Genomic DNA, 25,335 nt, shown 5'->3' with positions numbered 1-25,335 from the left:
CAAACACGACCGCTGCGTTCTTATCGGAGGTTGGTGTGCGTTAATCGGAATTGAGGTTTTATTGATGAAAAATAATATCAGCAGAAGAAATTTTTTGGCTCTGGGTATGGGGGTGTCGGCGCTGAGTATCACCGGCTGCGCCAGTGATTATGAGTCGCGTGATACTTGGCAGCGCGGCGATTTGCAGCACATTTTGCCACTGGTGTCTCATCAGGCTTTTAATATTAAGGTGTCTTTTTTGCACCCGCGCAGCGAGCCGCCCGTGCTTAAGGTGGGCAACCGTGAGCTGACAGGCGGTCGTGAACTGCTAAACAGCCGTGAACAAACCGGCAGCCAACAGGATTCCAACGGCCGCTTCTGGGCGTTTCGCGTGGCAGATTTGTCGCCGGACACGGAGTTTCAATTGCAGCTAGTGGATTCGTCGGGTCAGGCGCTGTGTGACCCCTGGCCGTTAAAAACCTATCCCGCACCGACCGACAAGCCAGAAAAGCTGCGCATCATCGGCTACACCTGTGCCGGCGGTCCGGATCTGCCGGTATTGCCGGGTAACCGTGACGCCTTTAAACCGGTCGCGTATCGGCAAAAATTGTACGAACGGTTGTTGGCCCAACAACCGGATTTGGTGGTGGCCAACGGCGACCACATCTACTGGGATTATCGCTCCTGGGCCGCCAATCGTGACGGCACGCTCAGCCGGATGGCGATGGAGTGGTATCTGGGCAGTTACGGTACCTTTGACAAAACCCTGCCGGTAAAAGGCACCTCCAACGAAGAGACGCTGAAGAAGATCGCCGATGAACAAATCGGCCGAACCTATGGGGTGCAGTTTCGCTCGACGCCGGTGTATTTTGTCACCGACGACCATGACTATTTTGACAACGACGACGCCACGCCGGAGCTGGTGACTTTCCCGCCGGATCACTTTCATCAGGATTTGCGTCAGCTGCTGCAGTCGCTGTATTTTCCGGAATACATTGTGGATGCAGATATGCCGGCGGGCTTTCCCGGTTTGGTTAAGCGCGAGGCGGTGGAGTTGTCTACGCACTTTGGTGAAGTTCGCTACGGTGATTTGTTCTCCGGCGTCTTCTACGATTGCGGTGGTATGTTAAGTCTGGCGGGCGAATCGGCGGGCTTGATCCCAGCGTCGGTGGAGTCCTGGCTGATCGATAAAACCCGCGACGAGTCGACGCATCAGTTTGCGCATTTTCCGTCGCATCCGATGGGCTGGACGGCCGGCAAGTGGCGCGAGTGGTATCCGGATCTGTTAGAGAGCCAGGGGTCACTGGTGGCCAGTATCGAGCGTGATGAGGTGGGCAACAAATATCTGTGGCAGCAAGGTTGGTTTCAGCAACATCAGCGCTTGCTGGGCGCTATGACTTCACAGCGCACGCGCAAACCGTTGGTGGTGTCCGGAGACCTGCATTTGCTGGGGGCCGGCGCCATCACGCAAAGTGGCGAGTTAAACCTCGAAACGAACCCTGTGTATACGGTGCTCAGTGGCCCTGTGGGGGTTGGTGGCCTGGGGTGGTTGTCGAAAGCTCGCGGTCTGGCAGCAACAACACCGTCGGGGTTAGCGGTGGAAGAACTCATGCCGCCGGCAGAGCGCAACGGTTTCACTGTATTGGATGTGACCCGTGAAGGCATTAGCGTAGAACTGGTATGGTGCCCGCCCGGGTATGTCGCCCCCGAGTACCTGACGCTGGAAACTGCCAAGCAGTTCGTCATTGGGTAGCGGGGCTATTCATGTCTGAGGTGATGTTATGTCTGAGGTTATGTCCGAGGCATATTAGGTATGAGGCAGATATGCCTCATACGGTCTCAACTTGCCGGCAGGGGCTGCGCTACTCCTCCTTCCCCGATGGCCGCGCATAGCTGTCATTCAAGGCCTGCACAAACCCGTCCGCTTCTGCCAATACCTGTTCCAGTTTGTGCTTGCGCCAGCGTCCCCAACCGCGCGGGGTGCTGGACGCCAGTGAGCTCCACCAGGCGCGCAGGTTCCATTTAAACGCCCGCAGGATGGGTTCGCGATCGCGCCCCAGGGTTTTGTCGCGTTCCAGTTTGCGCAGCACGGTGCGACCGGCGAGGTTGCGGAGTTTGTGGTGAATGAACAGCGCCACTATGGCGGTGATGACTGCCACAGCAATCTGGGTGGGAATGTCGAGTCGTACAAACGGGGTCAAGTTGAAGCCGTTCCAGAGCCCCCGGCTGAGTGTCCACCAGAAGAACAGTCCGATCAGCAGTGCGAACACCGGCAGGCTGAACCACAGAGTGCGTTTGCGCCAGTCACGACGCGCCTGGGCCAGTCGCGGGATCTGTACGTCGCGGATGTGATGGGCGGTTTTTTCCAGCAGGCCCACCACCCGGTAGGAGCGTTCGACTTCGACCTGCAGAATGCGCGCTTCAATTTCGGCCAGGTCCTCGTCGCGTTTGCGTTCCAGTCGGGCCCGTACCGGATCGTCGACAATGCCCAGCGAGGCCTGTCGGGCGTAGATGCGATAGAAGCGTCCGGCGGTCAGGCCGCTCTGTGCCAAGGCGCGCTGCCAGGCGGCAAACACTTCCTCGGGATTGTCCTCTTTGGCGGTGTTGTCGATCTGGTTGAGGATGTACAAAAACTTGTTGGCGTCCGAGCGGTGAACGGTATCGGCCACCAGGTGTTTGAGGGAATCGGCCATGGCCCGGGGTTCGGGGTGACGCGCGTCGAAAAACACCAGCACCAGATCGGACAGGTTGATGATGTGGTCGGTGATCAGCAGCGTGGAGGTGCGCTGCTGGTCGGCATCGAAGCCGGGGGAGTCGATAAAAATCTTGCCCAGCAGCGATTCCGCCTGCACGGTCTTGAGCTGTAAATAAGAATCCACCCGCCGGCCTTCTCCTTCTGCCACGCCCTCGATGGCATCGCTGATCTGGTAGAACGGGAAGCGCGGGTCGCTGTCGAGCGCCAGCCCGGGCAAAGAGGTGCTGGCGGTGTCGGAGCCGTAACAGAGGATGGTGAACTTATCGTCCACCGCCTGATTGCCGGTGCGTTGCAGATCCTGCCCCACATACTGGTTAATGAAGGTGGATTTGCCCGCAGAGTAGGTGCCCAGCACCGAGATCACCGGCCACCAGGAAACGTGGGAGGTGTAGGTGTCGCCCTTGCCCATCAGTCCTACATGGCGGGCGATTTTGTCCAGCTTCTGAAAGCTCTGCACACAGCTGGCAAGCGTCGGGTTTTCCTGCTTGAGGTGGTTTTTAAGCCGTTCAATGCGTTGATGGGTCGTATTTTTGGCCACGAAATCATTCCATTTTGTTGTACGTTCACTCGTTTTACTGTTTTTTCACGATAGTTTGAGGTCTATTCACTAATCGTTTTACCGTCTGTTCACTATAGAAGTCATTTGCGACTCTGGCCAAAGTGCGGCGGTCGATTGTCCTCAATGTTTAACCAGCAGTTGAAGATTCGTCCCTCTACTGGCGTGGCAGACCATGGGCTGAGGTTGGGTTTATGAGGGGTTTATGGGGCGGTTGACCGCAGTATGGCCGCGCAGGTTCAGCGCATCTAACTTGGTCTAGACTGTGGTTAATCAGTAGGACATCAACAAAAGGTATTCAGTATATTGCCAGGAATCGGGTGCAGGGACCTCACAATGCCGGGCCAGCGAGTATTTTGGCGCCAATCCAACAGAACCTTGAGGTGGCGCGAAGGGCGGCGGCGCTGGCGAGCGGCGGGCTTGCCCTTATTGTGGCTGTTGGTGGCTTTCGGGTGGCTACCCCCGCTGGCACAGGCAGAAATTTTCCGGCTGGGGCCGGTGGACGGTCAACTGGATTTGAATCTCACCTACGGCGCCCTTTACCGGACCCGCGAACGCAACCCCGATAGCGTGGCTTATGCCAATGGCGGCAACAGCTCCGCCATCAATACCGATGACGGTACGCTCAACTATGACACCGGTTTGGTCTCCAACATGTTCTCCGGCTCGGCGGAGGTGGATCTGCGTTGGGGGCCGTTCAATCTGGTGATGCGGGGCATCGCTTTTTACGATTTTGAGCAGGAAGACGAGCCGCGAGAGCATCGCCCCTTTGAGCGGCGAGACCTTGAGGTGATTGGCTCCGACGTCACCTTGCGCGACTTCTATCTGGGTGCCCGCTTCAGCCCGGGTGGCATGCCCATCGCGGTGCGCATTGGTGACCAGGTCATCAACTGGGGGGAAAGCAATTTTGTCCGCGACGGGGTGGATACGATCAACCCGCTGGATATTGTGGGCAGCATGCTGCCGGCGCGATCGCCTCGGGATGTGCGTATCCCTCAGGGCATGGTGTGGACGGGTATTAACATCACCGAAAGCTTTGCGATTGAAGCGTTTTATCAGTACGACTGGCAGCCGGTGGCGATTCCTCCGGCGGGCTATTATCTCTCCACCAGTGATGTCACGGGAGAAGGCCGACGCAAGTTTGCGCAATTGGGTGGCGGCAACTTCTCGGATCTCGGCACCGACCTGGACGGCGCTTTCGGGTTGCCGGAGGGCACCTTGGGCTTTGATCCTGTGTTCCTGCAGTTGCCGCAGCTTGCCGATGAGCGGCCCAGCGATGGCGGCCAGTATGGACTTTCTTTAACGCGGATATCCCAGCAGGCCACGGCGGTGAAGTGGGGGGTTCACTATTTGCGCTATCACAGCCGGTTGCCGTTGCTCAGCGGGGTCAGCGGCAGTCAGGAGGCGGCCGATCTCACCTCATCTGCCGCGCTGGCACAGGCGCAGGCTGAATTGTTCCCGCTCTACCGTCAGCAGGGCTTGTCGGCACCGGACGCAGAGGTGGCGAGTGTGTCCACATCTGAGTTGCTGTCCTTGAACGCTTACGCCCGTCAGGCCGGGTATTTTCTGGAGTACCCCGAAGACATCAGTATGTTCGCCGTCACCTTTAATACGGCGACGCTGCGCACGGGGACGCTGGTGGCGGCGGAATTGTCTCATCACCGCGATGTCCCTTTGCAGCTGAACCTTGATGATGTGATATCCGCCGCGCTGTCGCCGGTGCAGTACACCCCCGATTTCGCCAACGGATCACTGGGGCGCTATGACGTTAACACGCGCATTCCGGGGTATGTGCGGCTGGATCGCAGTCAGTTTGCGCTGACCCTGACCCAGCTTTTGGGGCGCCGCTTGGGCGCGGCGCAATCGCTGGTTGGCCTGGATACGGCGTGGGTTCATATTCACCATTTCCCTGCGGCGGGCGAACCGCAACTGCAAGGTCAGGGTGGGGGTGACGCCAATTCCTGGGGTTATCGGTTGTTGGCACAGCTGCAATACAGCAATGTCTTCGGGGCTGCGAACCTCGCGCCCCGGGTTGTCTTTATTCACGATGTCGAGGGCTATACCCCAGCGCCTTTTGCGTCTTTCTGGGAGGGCCGCAAGGCGTTGTCGGTTGGCGTTGGGGGCGATTACCTCAATCGCTGGACGGCGGACCTCAGCTACACCGCTTTCTTCGGTGGCGGCAAGGTTGATCCGCTGAAGGATCGCGATTTCATTCGTTTTAACCTCAGTTTCTGGTTCTGATCCTATGCGTAACCCGAATTTCGCTGTACTGGTGTTGTTGGCAGGACTTGTCGGGTGGACAGCCGCGGCATGCGCGGAGGTTCTGGTTCGTGACTGGCCCAGGGCAACCCTTGATGAGCTCGGCGGGCCTGACTTTACGCCATTGGGGGCCGAGCGTGCCGGCAATGCCGACGGCAGTATTCCCGCCTGGGAGGGCGGCCTCACCCGGCCACCGGCCAATTACCAGAGCGGTCGTCAGGAACGCGATCCCTGGCCACAGGACCCTATCCTGCACACCGTCACCGCCGACAATGTCGGGCAATATGTCGACCTGCTGAGCCCGGGGCAGCGGGCCCTGTTGAAGGCTTACCCCGCTACTTGGCGTGTGCCTGTTTATCGCAGTCGGCGCTCGGCGGCTTTTCCGGAATGGGTCTATCAAGGCGTTTTGGCCAATGCCCGCCGCTTCGCCGAGGCGGGGGCGGAGGCAACCTATGAGCAGGCCCGCATCAGCTCGCCGTTTCCCATCCCTCGTCGCGGGGAGGAAGTGATGTGGAACCACAATTTACGCTGGCGCGGGTTGCGCATTCAGCGCCCTTTGGCGCGCGCGGCCGTGACTCCGCTGGGCCGCTTCACGTTGATCGTCGGTGATGAAGACATCGGTATTCCCTATGCTGCGCCGCAGCAGAGTCGGTTTTCCAAAGAGTATCCCAATGTCCTGTTGGCGATTAAAAGCAAATTTACGGGACCGTCCCTGTTGGCGAATGATGCCTCGCTGGTGCTGGAGCCCATCGACCATCGCGTCAGCAAAAGGAAAGCCTGGTCTTACCTGGAATCGTTGCGCAGGGTGGTTCGTCAGCCGTTTCTGGCCTATCACCAGCCGGCGTTAAACTCAGACGCGTTGAGGACCGTCGACGATTATGAGTTGTTTAACGGTGGCACCGACCGTTTTGAGTGGCAGTTGTTGGGCAAGCGGGAAATGCTGATCCCCTACAATGCGTACCGTCTGCATTCGGACCAGCTGGCACCCGAAGACATCATTCGCCGTGGCCACATCAATCCGGCCCACACGCGCTACGAGCGACACCGGGTGTGGGTCGTCGAGGGCAGGCTTAAAGCCGATAAGCAGCATGTGTACTCTCGACGAGTGTTTTATCTGGACGAGGACAGCTGGCAGGTGGTGGTCAGTGAGAGTTACGATCTGGAGGGCCAGCTGTGGCGCGTCGCCGAGGCCCACATTGTTAATTTCTACACGGTGCCGGTGCCACTGGCGACACTGTATGTCTACCACGACCTGAAACAGCGTCGCTATTTGGTGGATGGGCTGGACAATCAAATGACGCCTTACCGGTTTCTGGAGAGCGCCGATCCGCGGGAGTTCAGCCCCAATGCTCTGCTTTACTATGTGCGCTAGAGGATTTAGAGATTGGCAAGAAAGTTAGTCGCCTGTTTGTCAGCGTCGATCAGGCGTCCGGACCGGTCAGGGGGACAAACGCCACCGGCAGTATGGTGCGACTGTTCACCTCGCCATCCTCTTCTTTAGTGATTAACAGCAACTTTTGTCCGAAAAGTCGGTCACCCACCGGGATGGCCATACGACCACCGGGGCGCAATTGCTCAATCAGGGGAGGGGGGATGTGTTCGGCACCGGCGGTGACAATGATCGAGTCGAACGGGCCCATTTCGGGCCAGCCCTGGTAACCGTCCCCGCAGCGCACCGTAATGTTATCGTAACCCAGGGCCTGCAACCGCTGTTTGGCTTCTGCCGCCAGCTCGGGAATGATTTCCAGGCTGTAGACCTGTTTGACCAGCCGCGATAAGACCGCCGCCTGATAGCCACAACCGGTGCCCACTTCGAGGCAGATATGGTGCGGTTCCGGGTCCAGCAGATCGGTCATCAGGGCGACCATGTAGGGTTGCGAGATGGTCTGGCCGTAGCCAATGGAGAGTGCGTGGTTGACATAGGCCGATGCCCTGCGGCGCTCGGGGACGAACTGATCCCGTGGCACCTGACTGAATTTGCTGAGGACCCGTTCGTTCAGCTGTGCCCGGCCCGTGTAGCTGGCGGTCTCAGCGACTTCTTCACGAATTTCGCGCAACAGCTCTTTAAGTTCTGGCTTCATTGGCTGTACCCGCCTGTGTGGGGGGCGCGACTGGCGAGGAGCGCGCCTGGATCTTTTGCAGACTGTCGAGCCAAACCCGGCGGGCGCCTTCGGTGTGCAGGCAGACCACGACGCGCTCGAACAGGTCGCAGCGGCTGTTGAGCACATCCAGGCCAACACTGGCGGCGATACTGTGTGGGAAGCGGTTGCTGCCGGCCCCCAGGGCGGGAAAGGCGATACGTTTGAGCTGGTGGTCGAGTGCCAGTTGAATGCAGCTGTGGTAACACTGGCGCAATTGCTGAATGGCGGTCGCCCCCCATTGGTCGCCGCTGCTCCACTGCGGGGTGACCGTATGAATGATGTGGCGGGCGGGCAGGTGATCGGCGTGGGTCAGGCGAGCTTCGCCGATGCGGCAATCTTCCAGCCGGTGGCACTCTTGCTCCAGTTGGGCACCGGCCTGGTCGTGTATCTGGGCGGACAGGCCCTGTCCCCGGCTCAGGTATTTGTGGGCCGGGCAGACCAGTGCATCCACTGTCAGTTGGGTAATGTCCCCCGAGATGATTTCAATTTCACTCATCAGCGCTTCTCCTAAGCGACAGGCAGGTTGCCTCCGCTGCGATAACTCTAGTGTTTGCCGCTGGGGTCGAGTTTGTTAACCCCCACGTCGCCTTTCACTTCAACTGCCTTTTGCTTTAATGGTCTCTTACTGCAATGGTTTCTTACTACAACTATAGCCATTACTGCGCTGTTTGTTGGTAAGGCAGGGGGTAGGGGACAGATGCGAGATAACAGGAGACAGATGCGAGATGTGAGATAACAGGAGACAGATGCGAGATGCGAGATTAGAGATGCGAGATGCGAGATAATAGGAGACAGATGCGAGATAACAGGGGACGGGTGAGAGGGACGGGTGAGAGGGACGGGTGAGAGGGACGGGTGAGAGGGACGGGTGAGAGGGACGGGTGAGAGGGACGGGTGAGAGGGGACAGGTGAAATTAGTGTCTGAGATTGTCAGGTAGTTGACTGTCTGGTTGGGTTGCGGGTGTTACTGTAGTCTGTTTGGTATTAGGTTTTTAATGGATTGTGTGTGGGTGGGGCATTAGGATTGAGGTCTCTCTAAAAAAGGTGAGGCCTCCCGAGCACGATTGAAAGCCTTGTACCGCATGGATGACAAGACAAATAAGCAGCGCAGCAGAGAGGTAATATGAGCAATTCTTACGGCCCAACCGATTTTAAAATGACGGGCATTGACGCCCTCCAGCAACTGGAAGCGACACCTTGGGGGGATTATCCATTGCCCGCCAGCACTTATGCCATGCTACAGGGGGCCGCTGAGTCCTTTGGCGATGGCATCGCGTTGCGCTTTTTGGCGCAGGGAACGCCAGAGGAAGATTGCCAGGCCTACACTTTTAAAGAATTGCTGAGTTGCGTGACCCAGACGGCCAACGCGTTGCACGGCTTGGGGGTTGGCGCTACCGATTGTGTGTCCATGCTGTTGCCCAATTTGCCGCAGACCGTGTTCGCCATTTGGGGCAGTGAAGCTGCGGGCATCTTTAACCCCATCAATCCCCTGCTCGAAACAGAGCACGTTGCCGCTCTGCTCAACGAAGTCCATTGCCCAGTGCTGATCACGCTGGCGCCGCTGCCGGGCAACGATATTTGGCAAAAGGCCCAGGCCCTGATCGAGTCGGTACCCAGTCTGCACACACTGATTACGGTGGATATGGCGCCTCTGCTGCCGGCTGAGGCCCAGCAGGCGGTCCGTTCACAGCGCCCCGATTACTTGCAGCCGTTGCACCGGGCCGACGGCTCGGCAGTCAAGGTTCTGGACTTTGATGCGCTGATAGCGTCTCAGGTTGACAGTGAACTTGTGAGTGGCCGTCAGATTGGCAGCGATGACATTGCTTCTTATTTTCATACCGGTGGCACCACCGGTACCCCCAAGCTGGCACCACATACCCACGCCAATGAAGTGGCCTGTGCCTTTCAGATCAATACCGCACTGGATACCGAAGCGGGTAATGTTACTTTGGTGGGGTTGCCGCTGTTTCACGTCAACGCGGTGTTTACCACCTTGTCGGCCTGGCTTAGTGGTGCCGGTATTTTGTTGGGAACCCCACAGGGGTATCGCAGCCCCTTGCTGATGGAAAACTTTTGGCCGCTGGTGGAAAAATATCAGGTGACGGCGTTCAGTGCGGTGCCGACCATTCTGTCCGGTTTGCTCAACTTTCCAACCGAAGGGCATGACTTGTCGTCGCTGAAATACGCCCTGTGCGGAGCGGCCCCGCTGGCTTCTGAGCTTGCCAATCAATTTGAAAAGAAAACCGGCTTAACGCTGCTTGAAGGCTACGGGCAGACCGAGGGCACTTGCGCTACGACCATCAGCCCGCGTTACGGCGATCACCGCATCGGCTCGGTAGGGTGTCGTATGCCGTATATGGGGCTGCGCATTGTGGAGATCGATGAAAAGACCGGCCAGTGGGTTCGCGATTGTGATGTGGGTGAGGCCGGTGTGGTGGCGATCAGCGGTCCCAATGTGTTCGCTGGCTACAAGCAGCCCGAGCACAATGTGGGTCAGTGGGTGGAAGCGGGTTGGTTTAACACCGGTGACCTTGGGCGCCTGGATGAAGACGGCTTTCTATGGCTGACCGGTCGCAGCAAGGATGTGATCATTCGCGGTGGGCATAACATCGATCCGCAAATGATCGAGGAGGTCTATTTTAAACACGAAGCTGTGGCCGACGTGGCCGCCATCGGCAAACCCGATGCCCGCGTGGGTGAACTGCCCGTTGCCTTCATTCAACTGAAGAAAGGGTGTACGGCTTCCGAGGCAGAACTGTTGGCGTTTGGTCAGGAGCATATCCACGAACGAGCGGCAGTGCCCAAAGAAATTTTTATTGTAGAGGCGCTGCCGTGCACCGCGGTGGGCAAAATCTTCAAGCCTGACTTGCGCAATGCGGTGGTGGATCAGCTGGTGCGCGAAGAGCTGACGGCTATTGGTGTGGAGGCGTTTGAACTGAATGTCCAGATTGATAAGAAATTCGGACAATGGGTCACGGTAAACCTGCCATCCGAGCAAAACGCGGAAACGGTTCGGGAAACCCTGGGTCGTTACGCCTTCAAAACCACCGTCAACGTTTAATTCTTTAAACGCCTGCCACGCTGCAGTCCATCCATAAAGGTAGGGTGGATTGCAGCGCGGCTATCTTTTCTTTAAGGTTTTTCTTTTGACGGGCCTTATCCTTTTATAATTATCTCGCATCTCGCATCTCGCATCTCGCATCTCGCATCTCGCATCTCGCATCTCGCATCTCGCATCTCGCATCTCGCATCTCGCATCTCGCATCTCGCATCTCGCATCTCGCATCTCGCATCTCATTACAAACCGTCACTCTGACCTTACCTATTGAAAATTCAGTCTAAAGTGCAATTGGTTGCGCTTGCGTTACCTCGTACAATTTCAACTTTCTTTCCCGCGAGATCAAGGATGATCAGTGATGGATGCCCACCTTCAAACAATTACCCATTTAGTACTTGCGCATGGTGATCCACAGGTTTCGCCACAGGAGGTTCTGTTTCTGAATCAAAGGCCGATGATTGTTTTTAGTCATAACTTGGATCCTTCATCAGAAGTCAGTGGTTATAAGGTACTTTTGAGCGGCTATGCTCAACATGTTTCGGATAACGAGAGAGGGCGGCGGGAATCTGGAGACTTGAATGATGCATTATTGATGTTGCGGGCCACTCCGTATGCTATCAACGGAAAGAAGCTTAAAGGAAGTGTTTCTACCTATAGTGTGTTAGTTAAGAATACCTTTCGGATTGATTATCAGGTTCATAGTGGACAAGTCGTGGTCTTCAATATTCAGCCCGTACCGCACTTACAGCGATTGCGTGATGCCGCAGAGCAGCCGGGGCTGTATCTTGTGGCACGCAACTCTTATGGCAGTTGGCGGGTAATGGGTAAAACCGATACAGTGATGACCACCCATGCAGCGGTCAATGGCCAAGCCAATAACCTGACCAAAGCGCAATGGCTGATGGGCAGTCATCTGTCGGTTGAGTTTGGCGATGGCGTACAGGAGTTCTCGCTGTTTCATAATCCTACTGTGGGGGGCTATGGCGATACCTGGGAATCGGTGCAGGATAAACTGGGTTTTACCACGCTGGTAACACGGCAATTTGCGGCGGTGCTGAAGAGCACCCAAGATGGGGGCAAAGAAACCTACTGGGTTGTGCACAGCCAGGGCGGTTTGATTTTTGTGGAGGGGGTGCGGTATTTACTCAACAACCACAGCCGCTCGGCGTTACGTCATCGTACTTTTAATGGCATAAAAAACGAACAGAAGGGGCTGCTGGATAAGCAAAGAGTGGCTTTTCATGGCAATGCCAATAATAATTGGCGTTCCAGGCGATTGCTGGATCGAGCCGGGGTCGAGCTGATTGCGATCCGGGCCCACGATTACGATTTTGTCACCAATATCTTAGGGGCAAATACCGCAAATCCACGCAAATTGTTGGGGTCTGTACTCTACACGAATCACGTCACTCGGGGCTCCATCGTCCAGAGCCCCCATACGCTGGTACAAAGCCAGCAACAATGGGAGCAGAATATGATCACTGGGCCAGGGAAGGGGCGCAATCTTATGCAGCAAGGGTTTCACCGTTCCGGGAAAGTCGTCACTCAGACGGTTAAAGTGATTAAAAACTACCTGCCATGAAGCGCAATCATCCACGATTATTTCTGGGAATTATTTCTATGTTATCCATCCTGAGCAGCCTGCTGCCGTTTTCCGCTTCGGCGAAAGAGTCTGTCGTATCCCAGCGTCGGGTGAATATCGGCGGTTATCCGTTCAGCTTTGATCTGCCAGAGGGTTTTAGTAAGGATTTGCCGGCCGAGAATTTGGTGGAGCAGCTGGAGATCAATCAAGTGGATCTGTTTGATGATTTAACCGCGGGCCATTTGCTGCGCCGCTGGTGGGATATTAAGGAACCCGGTTGGTTCGGTGCTGAGCTCGGTACTGTCATGCTGGAAATGAGCGTGCAAAGAATCCATCCCAACTCTCTGAAACGAATTCATTCCCAGCCTTATGATGTGACAGATCGTCTGGATTTTATGTTTGCCATTGAAGAGCTTTTATTGCGTCGTTATAAAGCGCATAACGAAGAGGTTCGGCATCGGGATGGTAGTTGGAATTTTGAGTTGGCATACAACGTGGCGGGAATAGCTACTATGTTGGGGGGTAGGGTGGATGCACGTTATTGGAATCATATATCTGAAAGCCAAAACTGGCTTCGCTACAGCATTTCAGCACCATTCGATGCAATAGTGACAAGCTATGCTCTTCCGGTTAATAGAAATTTTATGATCGAATTGGCTTTCACTTACAGCGTGAATCATGACATCGCGCTAAAAGGGGGGAAACGTGACTTCTTACGGGTGTCAGAAGAACAAATTACCGACCCGATCATCAACAGCCTGTATCTCCAATACCCGGGCGACAGCCCCATAAAATCCGCGGTAGAAGGCGAGTGGGTAACCGAAACCACCGATGAGGTGGTCCGCCGCAACTGGCAGAGGCTTGTGAAGCCCCTGTTTGGGGAAGAGGCGTATCAGATGGCGTTAGAAGAACACAAAAAGCGTGAAGCGTTGGAAGATCGTTCTGGCCTTTGAGCGTTCGGCGGGTATTGCCGGCGTTGCCTCAGGTCTTGTCCCTGATCGACTTCGAATTTGAGTCTGGCGAAGAATTATTTCTTATCGCTATAGCCAGTACCCAATTAAGATCTTACTCGAAACAAATACTGGCGCGTATTCAATCATATTCAGTCCACTCTCTGTATCGCTACCCCTCCTTTAGCAATCCTTGTGCTATCTTCAAAAGCAACCCTTCGTCGAGAGGGCTGCTCGGGAAACAGCCTGCTTTGCCCATTAAAAGACTCATATAGCCAATAAAAATCTCGCCGATAGAGGAATTTAATTACCTTAAACGCCAGCCGTCACCTATATAACTATTTGATTATAAAAACGTAAAGTAACCGTGTCGTTGTTTCGAAAGTAGCTTTAGTCGCCGTTTCGAAGTAGCTCTAGTCTCCGTTTCGAAAGTCACTCTAGTCGCTGTATTGAATGTTTACCTCAGGGAGCTCATAAACATGTTTAAACAGTCCGTACCTATCGTTGCCGCACTGGCATTGGCAGTGTCTTCTGCCCTGTCTTCAGGTCCTGCGTTTGCCGCAGGCGAACCCAAGCCCAATCAATTTTGGTGGCCAGATCAATTAAATCTGAGTCCTCTGCGCCAGCACTCTCCGCAATCCAATCCTTATGACGAGTCCTTTGATTACGCGGAGGCTTTTAAGACGCTGGATCTCAATGCGGTGAAAGCCGACATTAAATCCGTGATGATGACGTCACAGGATTGGTGGCCTTCAGATTATGGGCATTATGGCCCGTTCTTTATTCGCATGGCCTGGCACAGCGCGGGCACCTACCGGGTACAGGATGGCCGCGGTGGCGCGGGTGGTGGTCAGCAGCGATTTGACCCTTTGAACAGCTGGCCCGATAACGTCAGCCTTGATAAGGCGCGGCGGTTGCTGTGGCCGGTGAAACAGAAGTACGGCAAGAAACTGTCCTGGGCTGATTTGATGGTGCTGACGGGTAACGTGGCACTGGAGTCCATGGGCTTTAAGACCTTTGGCTTCGCTGGTGGCCGCGTGGATGACTGGGAGCCCGACCTGGTGTACTGGGGCCCGGAAAAAACCTGGCTGGCCACCAGTGACAAACCCAACAGTCGTTACTCCGGCGATCGCGTGCTCGAAAATCCGCTGGCGGCGGTGCAGATGGGCTTGATCTATGTGAACCCGGAAGGGCCGGATGGTGTTCCCGATCCTATGGCCGCGGCCAAAGACATTCGCACGACGTTTGGCAATATGGCCATGAACGATGAAGAAACGGTGGCGCTGATTGCCGGTGGTCATACTTTTGGTAAAGCTCATGGTGCCGTATCGAACGATTGTATTGGTCCTGAGCCCGCTGCCGCAGGCCTTGAAGAGCAGGGTTTCGGCTGGAAAAATAAATGTGGCACCGGCAAGGGCGCCGACACCTTTACCAGTGGGCTGGAGGGTGCCTGGTCGGCAACACCCACCGCGTGGTCTTCGCAGTATCTGGACAATCTGTTTAACTTTGAGTGGGTGCAAACCAAAAGCCCAGCGGGTGCGACCCAGTGGGTTCCCAAAAACGCGGACGATGTGAAGGTGGTGCCGGATGCGCACGACCCCAGTAAACGCCACGCGCCTATCATGTTCACGACGGATCTTTCTCTGAAGGTCGATCCCAGTTATCGCAAAATCGCCAAACGTTTCCAGGAAAATCCTGACGAGTTCCAGCTGGCGTTTGCCAAAGCGTGGTTCAAGCTCACTCACCGCGATCTGGGACCGCGCAGCCGCTACTTGGGCGCCGAAGTGCCTGCCGAAGAATTGATGTGGCAAGACCCGGTTCCCGCGGTGGATTACGATCTGATTGGCGATGGCGACATTGCCAAACTGAAGTCGGCGCTGCTGGATTCCGGTCTGAGTGACCAGCAATTGATCCGAACCGCCTGGGCTTCAGCGGCAACCTTCCGCGGCACTGATATGCGGGGCGGGGCCAATGGCGCGCGCATTCGTTTGGCGCCACAAAAAGATTGGGCGGTGAATGATCCGAAGGAACTGAAAAAATCGCTCAAGCGCTATGAAAAAGTGCAGAGCAAATTCAATAAATCCCAAGGCAAGTATGTCTCCCTCGCGGATTTGATTGTGCTGGGTGGCAATGCTGCGGTTGAGCGGGCTGCGAAAAAAGCCGGCTACGACGTGAGCATTCCTTTCGCACCGGGTCGCACGGATGCCTCTCAGGAGCAAACCGATGTGCAGTCTGTCGCAGCACTGGAGCCAAAGGCCGATGGTTTCCGCAATTATTACAGTCAAGGCAAAAGCTATGGCAAGGGCAACAGCCTGTCACCGGCAGAGATGTTGGTTGATCGCGCGGATATGTTGACCCTCACGGTGCCTGAAATGACCGTGTTGGTTGGCGGCATGCGTGCGCTTAGCGCCAATGTCGGCGGCACCAGGCACGGTGTGTTCACCGATAAACCCGGCACCCTCACCAATGATTTCTTTGTGAATCTGCTGGACATGTCCACCCAGTGGTCCAAGTCCAAAACGGATGGCATTTACGAAGGTCGTGATCGCAGCTCGGGTAAATTGAAGTGGACGGCCACTCCGGTTGATCTGGTGTTTGGTTCAAACTCCGAACTGCGTGCCGTGGCGGAAGCCTATGCCACCGACGACGCCAAAGAAATGTTTGTGAATGACTTTGTCGACGCCTGGAGCAAGGTGATGCAACTGGATCGCTTCGATTTGTAAGGTTTGGGTTTAATTGCCGGCCCCCAGGATCAGCGTTAATCATGAGGTCGGCGTTAACCATGAAACAGGCGTTAACCATGAGACCGGCGTTAACCATTGGACTCAGGTTAACAACGGATTCATATCCCACAGCGGCGTAGCGATACGCCGCTTTTTTTGTGCGCTACTCGCGGGCTCATGACTTGATGACGGGCAATTCCTGCCAGCGCGTGGTGTAGGCGGGTGAGGTGTAATGTTGCCGCATCTTCCATTTTTTTGTGACACCTTCCGCCCCCAGAAACAGCGTTCCCCGGCCGTAGTTGCGATTGATCGTGTCGATCACCTGCATGAGCTGATCCGTTTTGGGCGACTGGCCGGGGTGAAAGAAGTCCTGTTGCTGGTAGTGCTCTTTACTGATCAATTCCAGTAGCCCCACGCCGGCCTTGAGAAAGCGGTGGTGGGGTTTGTACAAACCCCGGAGAGTTTCTTTGGCGCAGTGGGCAATCAGGCGACTGTCATCGGTGGCGTAGGGGAGCTGGACGACGGTGCTGTTGCTGAAGTACCCGGGTTCGAACGGAGAGGTGTGCAGGAACACGTGCATCGATTGCGCCAGGGATTGCTGTTGGCGCAGTTTCTCGGTCGCCCGGCAGGCGTATACGGTGATGGCTTGCAGTATGGGTTCGAGTTCACCGAGCTTTTCGCCAAAAGAGCGTGTGCAATAGATTTGCCGTTTCGCCGGTGGCTGACTGTCCATAGGAATACAGGGAGTGCCGTTGAGTTCTTCAATGGTTCTTTCGATGTTGATGCTGAGCCGGCGGCGGAGGATTTTGGGGTTGGCGCGGGCCAGGTCGTAAGCGGTGTGAATGTCGCATTCGGCCAGCCTGCGGGCGAGGCGTTTGGCAATCCCCCAGATTTTGGTGACCGGGGTTCGCTGTTGCAGCCACTGCCATTTGTGGGGCTCGTCGAGCACGCAGACCCCCGCGCACTGGGGGATGTTCTTGGCGGCACGGTTGGCCAGCTTGGTGAGGGTTTTGCTGGGGGCGATGCCGACCCCGACGGGCATGCGCACATCGCGCCACAGGGTTTCGCGGATGGTCTGCCCATAGCGTTTCCAGTCTTCGTTCATGCCATCAAACTGAAGGAACATTTCATCGATGGAATAGACTTCGACCTGAGGCGCGAAGTGGCGCAGTGTCATCATTACTCGATTACTGATGTCGCCATACAGGGGGTAATTGCTGCTGAATATCGCCACGCCGTGCTGGCGTAACAGGTGCTCGACCTTGAAAAAAGCCTGCAGGTCGCCAATGCCCAGGGCCTTGGCTTCTTTGGAACGGGCCACCACAAAGCCGTCGTTGTTCGACAGGACCACCACCGGTTTGCCCCGCAGGTCGGGCCTGAAGACCTGTTCACAGCTGGCGTAGCAGCTGTTGCAATCCACCAGCGCCAGCATCAGCGGGGCCTGTGGTAGCGGATGGAGGCCATGACCACTCCCTCAATGAGGATGTCCTGGTCTTCGCGAATGGCAATTGGAGGGTAGTGACGATTGGCGGATCGCAGGCAGTGGTGGTTCTTGTCGAGCTGCTTGCAACAGAGCTCGCCATCGATGGCCACGACCACCACATCGTTCTGTAGCGGCTCCAGGGAGCGGTCGACAATCAGCAGGTCCCGATCAAAAATCCCCACCCCCTGCATGGAATCGCCGCTGGCCCTGGCCAGATAGGTGGCCGCCGGATGGGTAATTAAATGCTCATCCAGACTCAACGAGCCCTCTTTGTAATCGTCCGCCGGGGAGGGGAAGCCGGCCTGCACGGCGTGGCTGTACAAGATCAATTTCATGCATTTAACTCAAAATACTGTATATGTGTACAGTATATATTCCGGGCTTACAGTTTGCCAAGGGAAAGCGTTGTGGTGTGTATTACGACAATTCTGGTTTACTATATTTGCATGAACACTTCAGCCAAAACCAAGACTCAAACCCCTATCAAGACTCAAGCCAACATCAGCCGTGCGGATACCCACCTCGATAAGGACCTGGGGCTCACCAGTCAGGGGCTGGTGGCGCATTTGATCGCGGTGACGCACTTTGTCCAGAAGAGCACCCAGGACAGGCTGATGGCCAGCCAGCGCTACGAAAAGCTGAGTTTGTCCTATGAGGGGTATATCTCCTTGTTGGCGGAACAGGATCACTCCCCCGGTGAACTGGCGGCCAAGCTGGGGATCAGCAAGCAGGCGTGCAGTAAGGTCATTCGCGAGCTGGAGACGCTGGACTACATCGAGCGTCGAAAACACCCGCAAGACAGCCGTTCCAGTTTGTTGTCACTGTCGGCCAAGGGGCGGCAGCTGTTGCAGGACGGGGTTCAGCACATGGTTGAACTGCAGCACGAATTTGCCAGCAAAGTGGGTGAAGAGCGTCTGCAAGAGTTAATCGGTCTGCTGGAGGCGCTGTGTCGCATTCGCAAGATTGAACTGCCGGAGTTGCGGGTGCTGGAGTCCACGATGGATGGCGAACACGCTGGCAGTGACGCCTTCAAGAGCGGGTCTACCCGTTTGAATCAGTTGTCGTCCGTGCTGAACCGGGAGTTTCGCCGGGCACTGTTCACGTCCTTGAGTGATAAAGGGTTTCAGGGGTTGCGCGCCAACCTTGGCCAGGTGCTCGGTTTGATCAGCCAGGAAGGCCAAAAAATTCAGTACATCGCGTCGGTGACGGGTGTCAGCAAACAAGCCGTTGCCGTGACGGCAGCAGAGCTTGAGCAACAGGGGTACATTGTTCGCGAGCCGGATCCGACCGATAAGCGACAAGTGATTTTACGATTGTCACCGCTGGGTTCGGAACTGCTGGTGGAGATTTTGGCCAGTGTGCGGGAGTTGGAGGCATCCATTCACAAGGCGCTCGGGGATGACAAGTATCGGGCGCTGGAGGAAACCCTGGCGACCTTGTATTTGGAGGTGGCGGCTCAACACGGCAGCATGGGGGCTCTGCCGGGAAAAATCCGACAGTTGTCAGAAGAGCTATTGGCAGAGTTGGGCGCGGCAGGTGCTTATGCGTTGGCCCAACGGTTAATGACGATAACGCGCGGCAAGATGTAAAGGCTATATTCGTTTTCTCGTCCGTTATGCAACATTAGCCATTCGAGTTTACAGACTCTTTGCCGCCAGGGCTCCGGTGTACTCTTTTAGATGGCCTTAGATTAGGCGGCCTCAAATTAGACGGCCTCAGACGCTTCCCACTGCTCGGGCAGGGCCGCAGCTTTGCGGGTGGTCATGTCAAAGCCGACACTGGTGACAGAGCCCTTTGCCCGCAGCGTGCCATTAGCGTAGATCTCATTGCGCAGTGTCATGCTTTTGGTGCCCACCCGTGAACACCAGGTCACCACCTCAATGTGATCGCCGTAAACACATTCCTGGATGTAATCCAGATTGATGTTGGCCACCACCATGCCAACCGCCATGGGCGTCAGCTTTTCGAGCTCGTCAAAGAAGTCGAGCCGGCCCACTTCCATAAAGGTGACGTAGGAGCCGGAAGAAATATGCCCCATGGCATCGGTGTCGGAATAGCGGGTTTGTACTGTGGTTCGGGTGACGGGGAGCTTCATAGTCAGGCAATTGCTTCAAGTGGGATTAATGATGTTATTGGCTGACCAGTTTACCCGCCAAAGCTGGTCAGCGTCACCGCCCCAGTGGGTCTGTGGCTCAATGTCGACATATTCTTTCCTTTAAAGCGTATCGTCGAACTGTTCTACATGCTTCTTGTGATGGCGGGATCGTTTTTTCTTATAGGGGAAGTAGCTGAAAACCAGTATCAGAATGGCGGGTAACAGCAGCAAATCGAAGACCAGCGCGGCGATCAAGCCAATGCTGGAGAGCAAGCCAAAATAGCCCATGGGGACGAAGGCGCTGGCGAGCAGCAATAAAAACTGGCTGCAGAGGATAAACGTGGTGACCATCACGGCGCGGCCGGCGGTTTGATAGGCGCGCACCAGGGCGGTGACCGGCGACCTGCCAGCTTTGATACGGTGGATAAAGCCGTGATACACGTGAATGGTGTCGTCAATGGCGATGCCGACGGCAACGCTGGCGATCATGGCGGTGGCCATGTCGAGGTTGATGCGCAGCAGGCCCATGACAATAAAAATCAACAGGATGGGCGACAGGTTTGGAATCATACACAGGGCGGCGTCGCGCAGTGAGCGCCAGGATGCCAACAGAAGCAGAAAAATCAATACCAGGGCACCGCCCAGACTTTTGCCCTGGCCTTCGATCAGCAACGCTTCCTGATCGGCAAACAGCCGACCCGCTCCGGAAATTTCCCATTTAATGTCTGCGCCCAGTAAGCCGGGGCGCTTGCGCAGCTGTTCGCGCACATCCTGAATCAGTTGCCGAATTTCTTCGGCGCCGTGCACGTTGGCACTGATGGCCACGCGAGCGTTGAGGTAATCGCTGTCGATAAAATCAAACAGGTCTTCGCCGTCGTAGACAAACAGGTATTGGCTGATCAGCTGGGCGTCGTCGGGAATGGTGCGGTATTTAGGGTCTTCAGCGTGAAAGCCCCAGTTCATTTCTTCGATAAAGTCGGCCACCGAGAGGGTTTTATCGACGGATGTGAGGCTTTCCAGTCCGGTCTGGAGCTGCCTGATTTGTTGCAATATCGCGGGTTTCAGCAGCCAGTCAGGGTCGGTCGCGGTAAAGACAATCTCCAGCGGCAGGGTCCCGGCGAGTTTGTTTTCGATGTGGGCAGTGTCCACTCTCAGCGGGTGATCGGCGTGGAAAAACTCCAGCAGATTGGTTTCTACCTTGATGCGGGCGATCAGTGGCGCCGAGGCCGCCAGCGACAGGACAACCACCGCGATGACGGTCACCGGATGGCGAATACCGGTGCGTACCAGCACATTCACCAGTTGATCCAGAAATTGCAGTCCGTGCTGACGCCTGGGCCAGGGTTTGCGGTCAAACTGAACCAGAATGGGGGGCAGCAGGTGTATGACAATCAGGTAAACCAGACAGACCCCGAGCGCGGCGGAGAGTCCAAACATGCGGATGGGCGGAATCGAGCTGAACCCGAGGGATGCCAGCCCGATGGCGGTCGTGAGGGCGCTGAACAGTGCCGGGCGTTTGACTTCCTGCATGGCCGCATTGACCCGTTCGCGGCCGTTTAGACCCCGCAGCGAGGTGTATTGCAGCGCGTTGTAAACATGCACCAGTGCCGCCATGGTGAGTGCCGACAGCAGCGGCGGCAGGATACTGGAAATGGAATTGAAGGGTTGATCAAACAGCACGAACAGGGAGGTGGTGCTATTCACCACCGCACCGGTCACCACGCCGGTAATGACCACGGCCAGCATGCGGTGAAACAGCAGCCAGGTGAGTAGCAGGCCGGTCGCTACCGTGAGGGGAATGAACGTCATGTTGTCCTGCAGAATCATCCGCATTTGGGCAACGTCGGTGGTAATTTCTCCGCTGACAGCACGTAGATAACCGTCCAGTTGCTGCTCTTTAACCCGCTGGAGGATCGACTCTTCCAGCTTGAGGTTGAGTATGCTGTTATCCAGATTGACGGGAATCACCACCATGGCAATGGCCGAGCCATCGGCGGCCACCAGAGAGTTGCGGGCAAAGCGGTCGCCGATGGCTCGCTGCAGACGCTCCTGAGGGCGGGTCTCGTCGAGCTGCTCGATATCCACTAACGGGCTGATCAGGAAGCCTTCGTCAGTCCCTTCAATGTGGTCCTGACTGGTGATGGCAATGACATCGTCCACATCCTCCAGGTTACCGATCTCAAACCCCAGCTGATCGTAAGCCTGCAAGAATCCATCGGAGAAGAGGGCAACCCCTTCAAACAGCAAAATGATGACTTCATCGTCGGGAAAAATCGTTCGCACGTGATCGTAAAATTGGCGGCTCAGTGCGTCGGGTGGTAAAAACGTGGTGGGCGCGTTGTTGATGTTCAGCTTGGGTAAGATGGCGTTGGGGAGAACGGTAATCGCCAGCAAACAGATCAGGCACAGGTACAACCGCCAGGGCAGGTTGCGCACACGGTTAGCGAGCTTGCGGTCCTCCTCGGTCACCATTTGTATTTCAATGACATCCTTGCCCTCGAGATGGGTGCAGTAACCGGACAGTTCTGCAGCAAAGATGTGCCCGTCGGCGGAGCGAAAGTTCACGCTGAGTTGAGGCAAGTGCTTTTGGATCGCGTCGGAATGGGAAGCCTGGGTTAAAAATTCACGCAGGGCGGCTTTGTCCAGCTCCACGGTATGGTCGAGCAGGTTGGAAGACTCCAGCTGCTCGAAGTGGTCGTACCCCAGCTTTTCGACAAAGCGGTGATTGGCCAGCACAAAAATGCCGTAGTCCATGACGGCAATGGCATGGCGTTGGCTGGCAAGACGCTGTTGGTATTCCTTTTTGTCCGTGATGGTCGTACTCCCACTTCGCGTTTTCCATTCGACAGCGTGCCAGCAAGCAGAACTACGACGGGATGTTCCTGTGGGCGTTGCTTTGTCTGCACCAGTCCTGTCAGCGCGGGGCTACCCTGTCAGAGGTCGATGCGCCAACCCAGGCTGATCAGGGAGTTATCTTCATAGAATCCGCCCACGCTGCCCTTGTCTCCGTCGTAACTGTGTAATTCCAGATAGAGCTCCTGACTGCTGAACCCGGTATAGGTCAGTTCTGGGTTGAAGTATAGGTCGTTCATGTCCAGTCCGACATTGAAACGCATACGGGCACGCCAGTTGTTGTCGGCAAAAGGCCATTCCAGCGAGCCGTTGAAAGAGACGGCCTTGTCCCGATCGAGAACACTGGGCGCATCAATCAGGTAATTGCCGACCAGTTGCAGGTTGAGGCGGGTATCGCCGTCGCCGGGGAACATTTCCAGGGCCACACCCCAGGCGAGGCTTTCGGTACTGTCGAAGCGACCGTTCGTGCGGGTGATCGGGGTGTCGCTGTTCCAGGCGGCTTCGAGCTTGAGGGTGCCGCCGAGGGCTTCAAAGCCGAGGTCACCAGAGACCGTCGTGGAGCGCAGGTGTTTCGCTTCCACCAGATTGCGTGCCGGGTTGTAGGTGAAGTAGGGCAGGGTCGCGACACCACGCTGGATGCTCAGCGCATAGTCATAGCCGCTGCCCTGTTGGTTAAAGCGTACACCCAAGCCACCGTCAGTGTCGGGGGCGCTGTCGTCGATGGCGGCGGTGCGCACGACGGCTTCAATGGCTGCGGTGGTGTCGAGTCCGATGATGGTGCCCTTGTCTTGATTTATCGGGTACCAGATGCCGCGGTTGTCGGGCAGTTCGGCTTCGCGCAGCCGAGGGACATACAGGAAGTCCAGCTTTTGACGGCCGCCGTCCATAAAATGTTCATAACGCACGGCGGCAGAGGCCAGGCGTCGGTCTTCCAGGTCGTCCAGCAGGCCACGGCGCAGATCGGGAGTGCTGAGGCGATCGCTGGGCGGCAATTCGTCGATGCGCCCCCAAATGACTCTTTGGGCACCAAGCGTGAGTATGCCGCTCTTGCTTCGGTAGCGTATGAACGTTTCATCGTAGTCCAGGTCGGTGTCGTCCCAGCCGCCGGGGTGTTCATCGTAGAGATCCACTCTGGCGGCCGCCTGAGCTTCCCATGGCCCCTGTTGCCAGTGAATTTTGGCCCTGGCGTGTCCGTAGAGTTGGTAGTCGGCTGGGTTGTCGCTTTCAAGAAAGCCGGTTTCAAACCAGGCCCGATCCAGGGAGACGCTTACCCCCTGGTCTGCCTGGCTGGGCGGCTGATCCGCAATGCCCAGTTCGTCACCAAGATTCAGCTCGTCATCAGTGCCCGCTTCGTCACCAATGTTCAGGTCGTCATCAATGTTCAGGTCTTCGTCAATGCTCAGTTCATCATCGGTACTGAGTCCATCGTCAATGCTCAGTTCGTCATCAATGATCAAATCGTCCCCATCCAGACCGTCATCAATGCTCAGGCTCTCGCCATCCCCACTCTCAATGATCAATTGCTCATCGTCCGAGTCTTCAATAAACAGCCGGTCGGAGTCAGCGTTTGCGTAACTGCTGGAGAGCGAAGCGCTCAGGCTCAGCAATAATGCCGCCAGCAAGGGCTGGGGTGTGTGGTTCATGGTGTGTTCCTTATGGTTTGGGGCTGTCACTATGCGTTGGTGTGCAGTTGATCGGCTGCCAAAATTAGTCTTTGTCTTTGTCTTTGTCGCCGGTCGCTTGCGGGGCGGATTTCCGGGGACGGAAAGGTTTTTCCAGATTCTCATCCGCCAGGCCGCGCTGGGTAAACAAGTTGTCTGGCAGCTGCTGATCGTAGATGACATCGGTGGTGATCAGGTGGGTTTTGTGATTCTTTTTCAGGTCGGTCATGGTGCTTTGATACACCGTCCAGTACCCCTGCACCTTGCGAATTTTACTGGCCTGCAAGCGTTTCACCGGCTTGTCACCACGGGTGTAAAAATCAACCCGGAGGGGAATCAGCAGGCGATCGTGAATGCAGCTGACGCGTTTGGAATACACCGAGTTGGATTTCTCCACCGGGGTGCTCTCGAGCAAGGTGCAGCTGACGCCACCGACTTCATCGCTTCCCAGCAGGCGGTGGTTATCCATGCTGACCTCGCGGTCACTGAGGTCTTCGTAAAAAAAGTCCGAGCCCACAAACCGGCCGCCTTTGCGGCTGGAGGCAATGCGGCGCACGCGATCCAGTGAGGGCAGATAAAGCCACTGGTCCGATTCGTCGCCGGGGTGATCAATGGAGAGCAGGCCGGTGCCGGCGATGTCTTTGGGGGTGATAAAGCGCATCAGGCCCCAGCGCTCGCCTTTGCCCTTGTCGGCGCCGTAACTGTAAAGCAGGCGTTTTTTCTGAACTTTGCCTTTGCTTTCGAGAGCCATAATCACCCGGGAGCTGATATTGTCGCCGGAGGGACGATCGTAGACCGCCTGGGCCAGCGCTTTGGCTTTGGCGCTACTGTCGTTCAGGTTCTTCTCATCGCCGGATGGGCTGTCCTTTGCGGCAACGCTGGCCGTGGCGGACAGCGACAGCAACGCGATCAGCATTAAGGTAAAGCGGCTCAGTGGCTGAGCGGCTTTAACAGTAACAAGGCGGCGGTGGGGAAATCTCATGAGTGTCTGTCCTGTGTCAACACGCTGTGCGTCAAGGTGGGCGTAGCCTACAAACCTTTTCGCAAGCCTGCCAGTGGGGAGTGATCAAAGGAAAAAGTAATCGAGGTTTTTTGTTCTATTCCGTTGAATTGAGCGACATTGGCGGCAGAAAACGCAAATTTTCAGGTTTTTCATGGGAGAAAAACCCTGCCATTGGGGGTGATTATAGTTAAGGACATACACTTAGGAGCCAAACGGCTAAGTGGGACTATTCACAAT

General features: G+C 56.1%; 17 protein-coding genes. 8 read left to right on the top strand and 9 right to left on the bottom strand.

Annotated elements, in window-relative coordinates:
- Window positions 1–64 precede the first annotated feature (64 nt).
- The gene (locus tag G8770_RS03470; protein WP_167181797.1) at window positions 65–1,732 is read left to right on the top strand and encodes a hypothetical protein; all 1,668 of its coding nucleotides are present in this window, start codon (window positions 65–67) and stop codon (window positions 1,730–1,732) included.
- A 109-nt stretch (window positions 1,733–1,841) separates the two neighbouring features.
- On the opposite strand, the gene G8770_RS03465 is transcribed toward G8770_RS03470, so the two are convergent.
- A complete protein-coding gene (locus tag G8770_RS03465) occupies window positions 1,842–3,272 on the bottom strand; it encodes a dynamin family protein (protein WP_167181795.1) in 1,431 nt (476 codons plus the stop codon).
- 354 nt (window positions 3,273–3,626) lie between these two features.
- Here G8770_RS03465 and G8770_RS03460 point away from each other — a divergent pair, with 354 nt between their 5' ends.
- Window positions 3,627–5,531 (top strand): DUF1302 domain-containing protein, encoded by a 1,905-nt coding sequence (locus tag G8770_RS03460; protein ID WP_167181793.1) that lies wholly within the window; start codon window positions 3,627–3,629, stop codon window positions 5,529–5,531.
- 4 nt (window positions 5,532–5,535) lie between these two features.
- A complete protein-coding gene (locus G8770_RS03455) occupies window positions 5,536–6,921 on the top strand; it encodes a DUF1329 domain-containing protein (RefSeq protein ID WP_167181791.1) in 1,386 nt (461 codons plus the stop codon).
- A 49-nt stretch (window positions 6,922–6,970) separates the two neighbouring features.
- On the opposite strand, the gene G8770_RS03450 is transcribed toward G8770_RS03455, so the two are convergent.
- Together G8770_RS03450 and G8770_RS03445 are read right to left on the bottom strand one after the other, a co-directional pair.
- Complete coding sequence (locus G8770_RS03450; protein ID WP_167181789.1) at window positions 6,971–7,630, bottom strand: protein-L-isoaspartate(D-aspartate) O-methyltransferase; 660 nt, start codon at window positions 7,628–7,630, stop codon at window positions 6,971–6,973.
- Complete coding sequence (locus tag G8770_RS03445) at window positions 7,614–8,186, bottom strand: macro domain-containing protein (protein WP_167181787.1); 573 nt, start codon at window positions 8,184–8,186, stop codon at window positions 7,614–7,616. Before G8770_RS03445 ends, G8770_RS03450 begins: the two co-directional genes overlap by 17 nt.
- Before the next feature lie 627 nt (window positions 8,187–8,813).
- Here G8770_RS03445 and G8770_RS03440 point away from each other — a divergent pair.
- The 4 genes from G8770_RS03440 (at window position 8,814) to katG (ending at window position 16,003) form a co-directional block, all read left to right on the top strand.
- Entirely contained in the window at window positions 8,814–10,751 is a 1,938-nt protein-coding gene (locus G8770_RS03440) for an acyl-CoA synthetase (RefSeq protein ID WP_167181785.1), read from the top strand.
- A 355-nt stretch (window positions 10,752–11,106) separates the two neighbouring features.
- Entirely contained in the window at window positions 11,107–12,330 is a 1,224-nt protein-coding gene (locus tag G8770_RS03435; RefSeq protein ID WP_167181783.1) for a hypothetical protein, read from the top strand.
- A gap of 38 nt (window positions 12,331–12,368) precedes the next feature.
- Complete coding sequence (locus tag G8770_RS03430) at window positions 12,369–13,283, top strand: hypothetical protein (RefSeq protein WP_167181781.1); 915 nt, start codon at window positions 12,369–12,371, stop codon at window positions 13,281–13,283.
- Between the two features lie 476 nt (window positions 13,284–13,759).
- Complete coding sequence (gene katG / locus G8770_RS03425; protein ID WP_167181779.1) at window positions 13,760–16,003, top strand: catalase/peroxidase HPI; 2,244 nt, start codon at window positions 13,760–13,762, stop codon at window positions 16,001–16,003.
- Between the two features lie 175 nt (window positions 16,004–16,178).
- Here the strand turns inward: katG and G8770_RS03420 are convergent, their stop codons facing one another.
- Complete coding sequence (locus G8770_RS03420; RefSeq protein WP_167181777.1) at window positions 16,179–17,435, bottom strand: Y-family DNA polymerase; 1,257 nt, start codon at window positions 17,433–17,435, stop codon at window positions 16,179–16,181.
- Window positions 17,435–17,821 carry a LexA family protein gene (locus tag G8770_RS03415; protein ID WP_167181775.1) on the bottom strand — a complete coding sequence of 129 codons (387 nt, stop codon included), beginning with the start codon at window positions 17,819–17,821 and terminating at the stop codon, window positions 17,435–17,437. The genes G8770_RS03420 and G8770_RS03415 overlap by 1 nt, the downstream gene beginning before the upstream one ends.
- A 111-nt stretch (window positions 17,822–17,932) precedes the next feature.
- Here G8770_RS03415 and G8770_RS03410 point away from each other — a divergent pair, with 111 nt between their 5' ends.
- Window positions 17,933–19,075, top strand: a complete 1,143-nt coding sequence (locus tag G8770_RS03410) for a MarR family winged helix-turn-helix transcriptional regulator (RefSeq protein WP_167181773.1) — start codon at window positions 17,933–17,935, stop codon at window positions 19,073–19,075.
- A 116-nt stretch (window positions 19,076–19,191) separates the two neighbouring features.
- Here G8770_RS03410 and G8770_RS03405 read toward each other — a convergent pair whose 3' ends face one another.
- From G8770_RS03405 to G8770_RS03390, 4 genes are all read right to left on the bottom strand, one after another.
- Window positions 19,192–19,581: an acyl-CoA thioesterase gene (locus G8770_RS03405; protein WP_167181771.1), complete on the bottom strand. Its 390-nt coding sequence runs from the start codon at window positions 19,579–19,581 to the stop codon at window positions 19,192–19,194.
- 120 nt (window positions 19,582–19,701) lie between these two features.
- Entirely contained in the window at window positions 19,702–22,335 is a 2,634-nt protein-coding gene (locus tag G8770_RS03400; protein ID WP_167181770.1) for an efflux RND transporter permease subunit, read from the bottom strand.
- Window positions 22,336–22,514: 179 nt separating this feature from the next.
- Window positions 22,515–24,077 (bottom strand): hypothetical protein, encoded by a 1,563-nt coding sequence (locus G8770_RS03395; RefSeq protein WP_167181768.1) that lies wholly within the window; start codon window positions 24,075–24,077, stop codon window positions 22,515–22,517.
- Window positions 24,078–24,141: 64 nt separating this feature from the next.
- Window positions 24,142–25,077 (bottom strand): outer membrane lipoprotein-sorting protein, encoded by a 936-nt coding sequence (locus G8770_RS03390; RefSeq protein ID WP_208022021.1) that lies wholly within the window; start codon window positions 25,075–25,077, stop codon window positions 24,142–24,144.
- Window positions 25,078–25,335 lie beyond the last annotated feature (258 nt).

The organism is Pseudomaricurvus hydrocarbonicus, from assembly GCF_011602365.1.
GTDB lineage: Bacteria > Pseudomonadota > Gammaproteobacteria > Pseudomonadales > Cellvibrionaceae > Pseudomaricurvus > Pseudomaricurvus hydrocarbonicus.
Note: the sequence above shows the minus strand (reverse complement) of the source record. Positions and strands in the feature narration are given on the sequence as shown.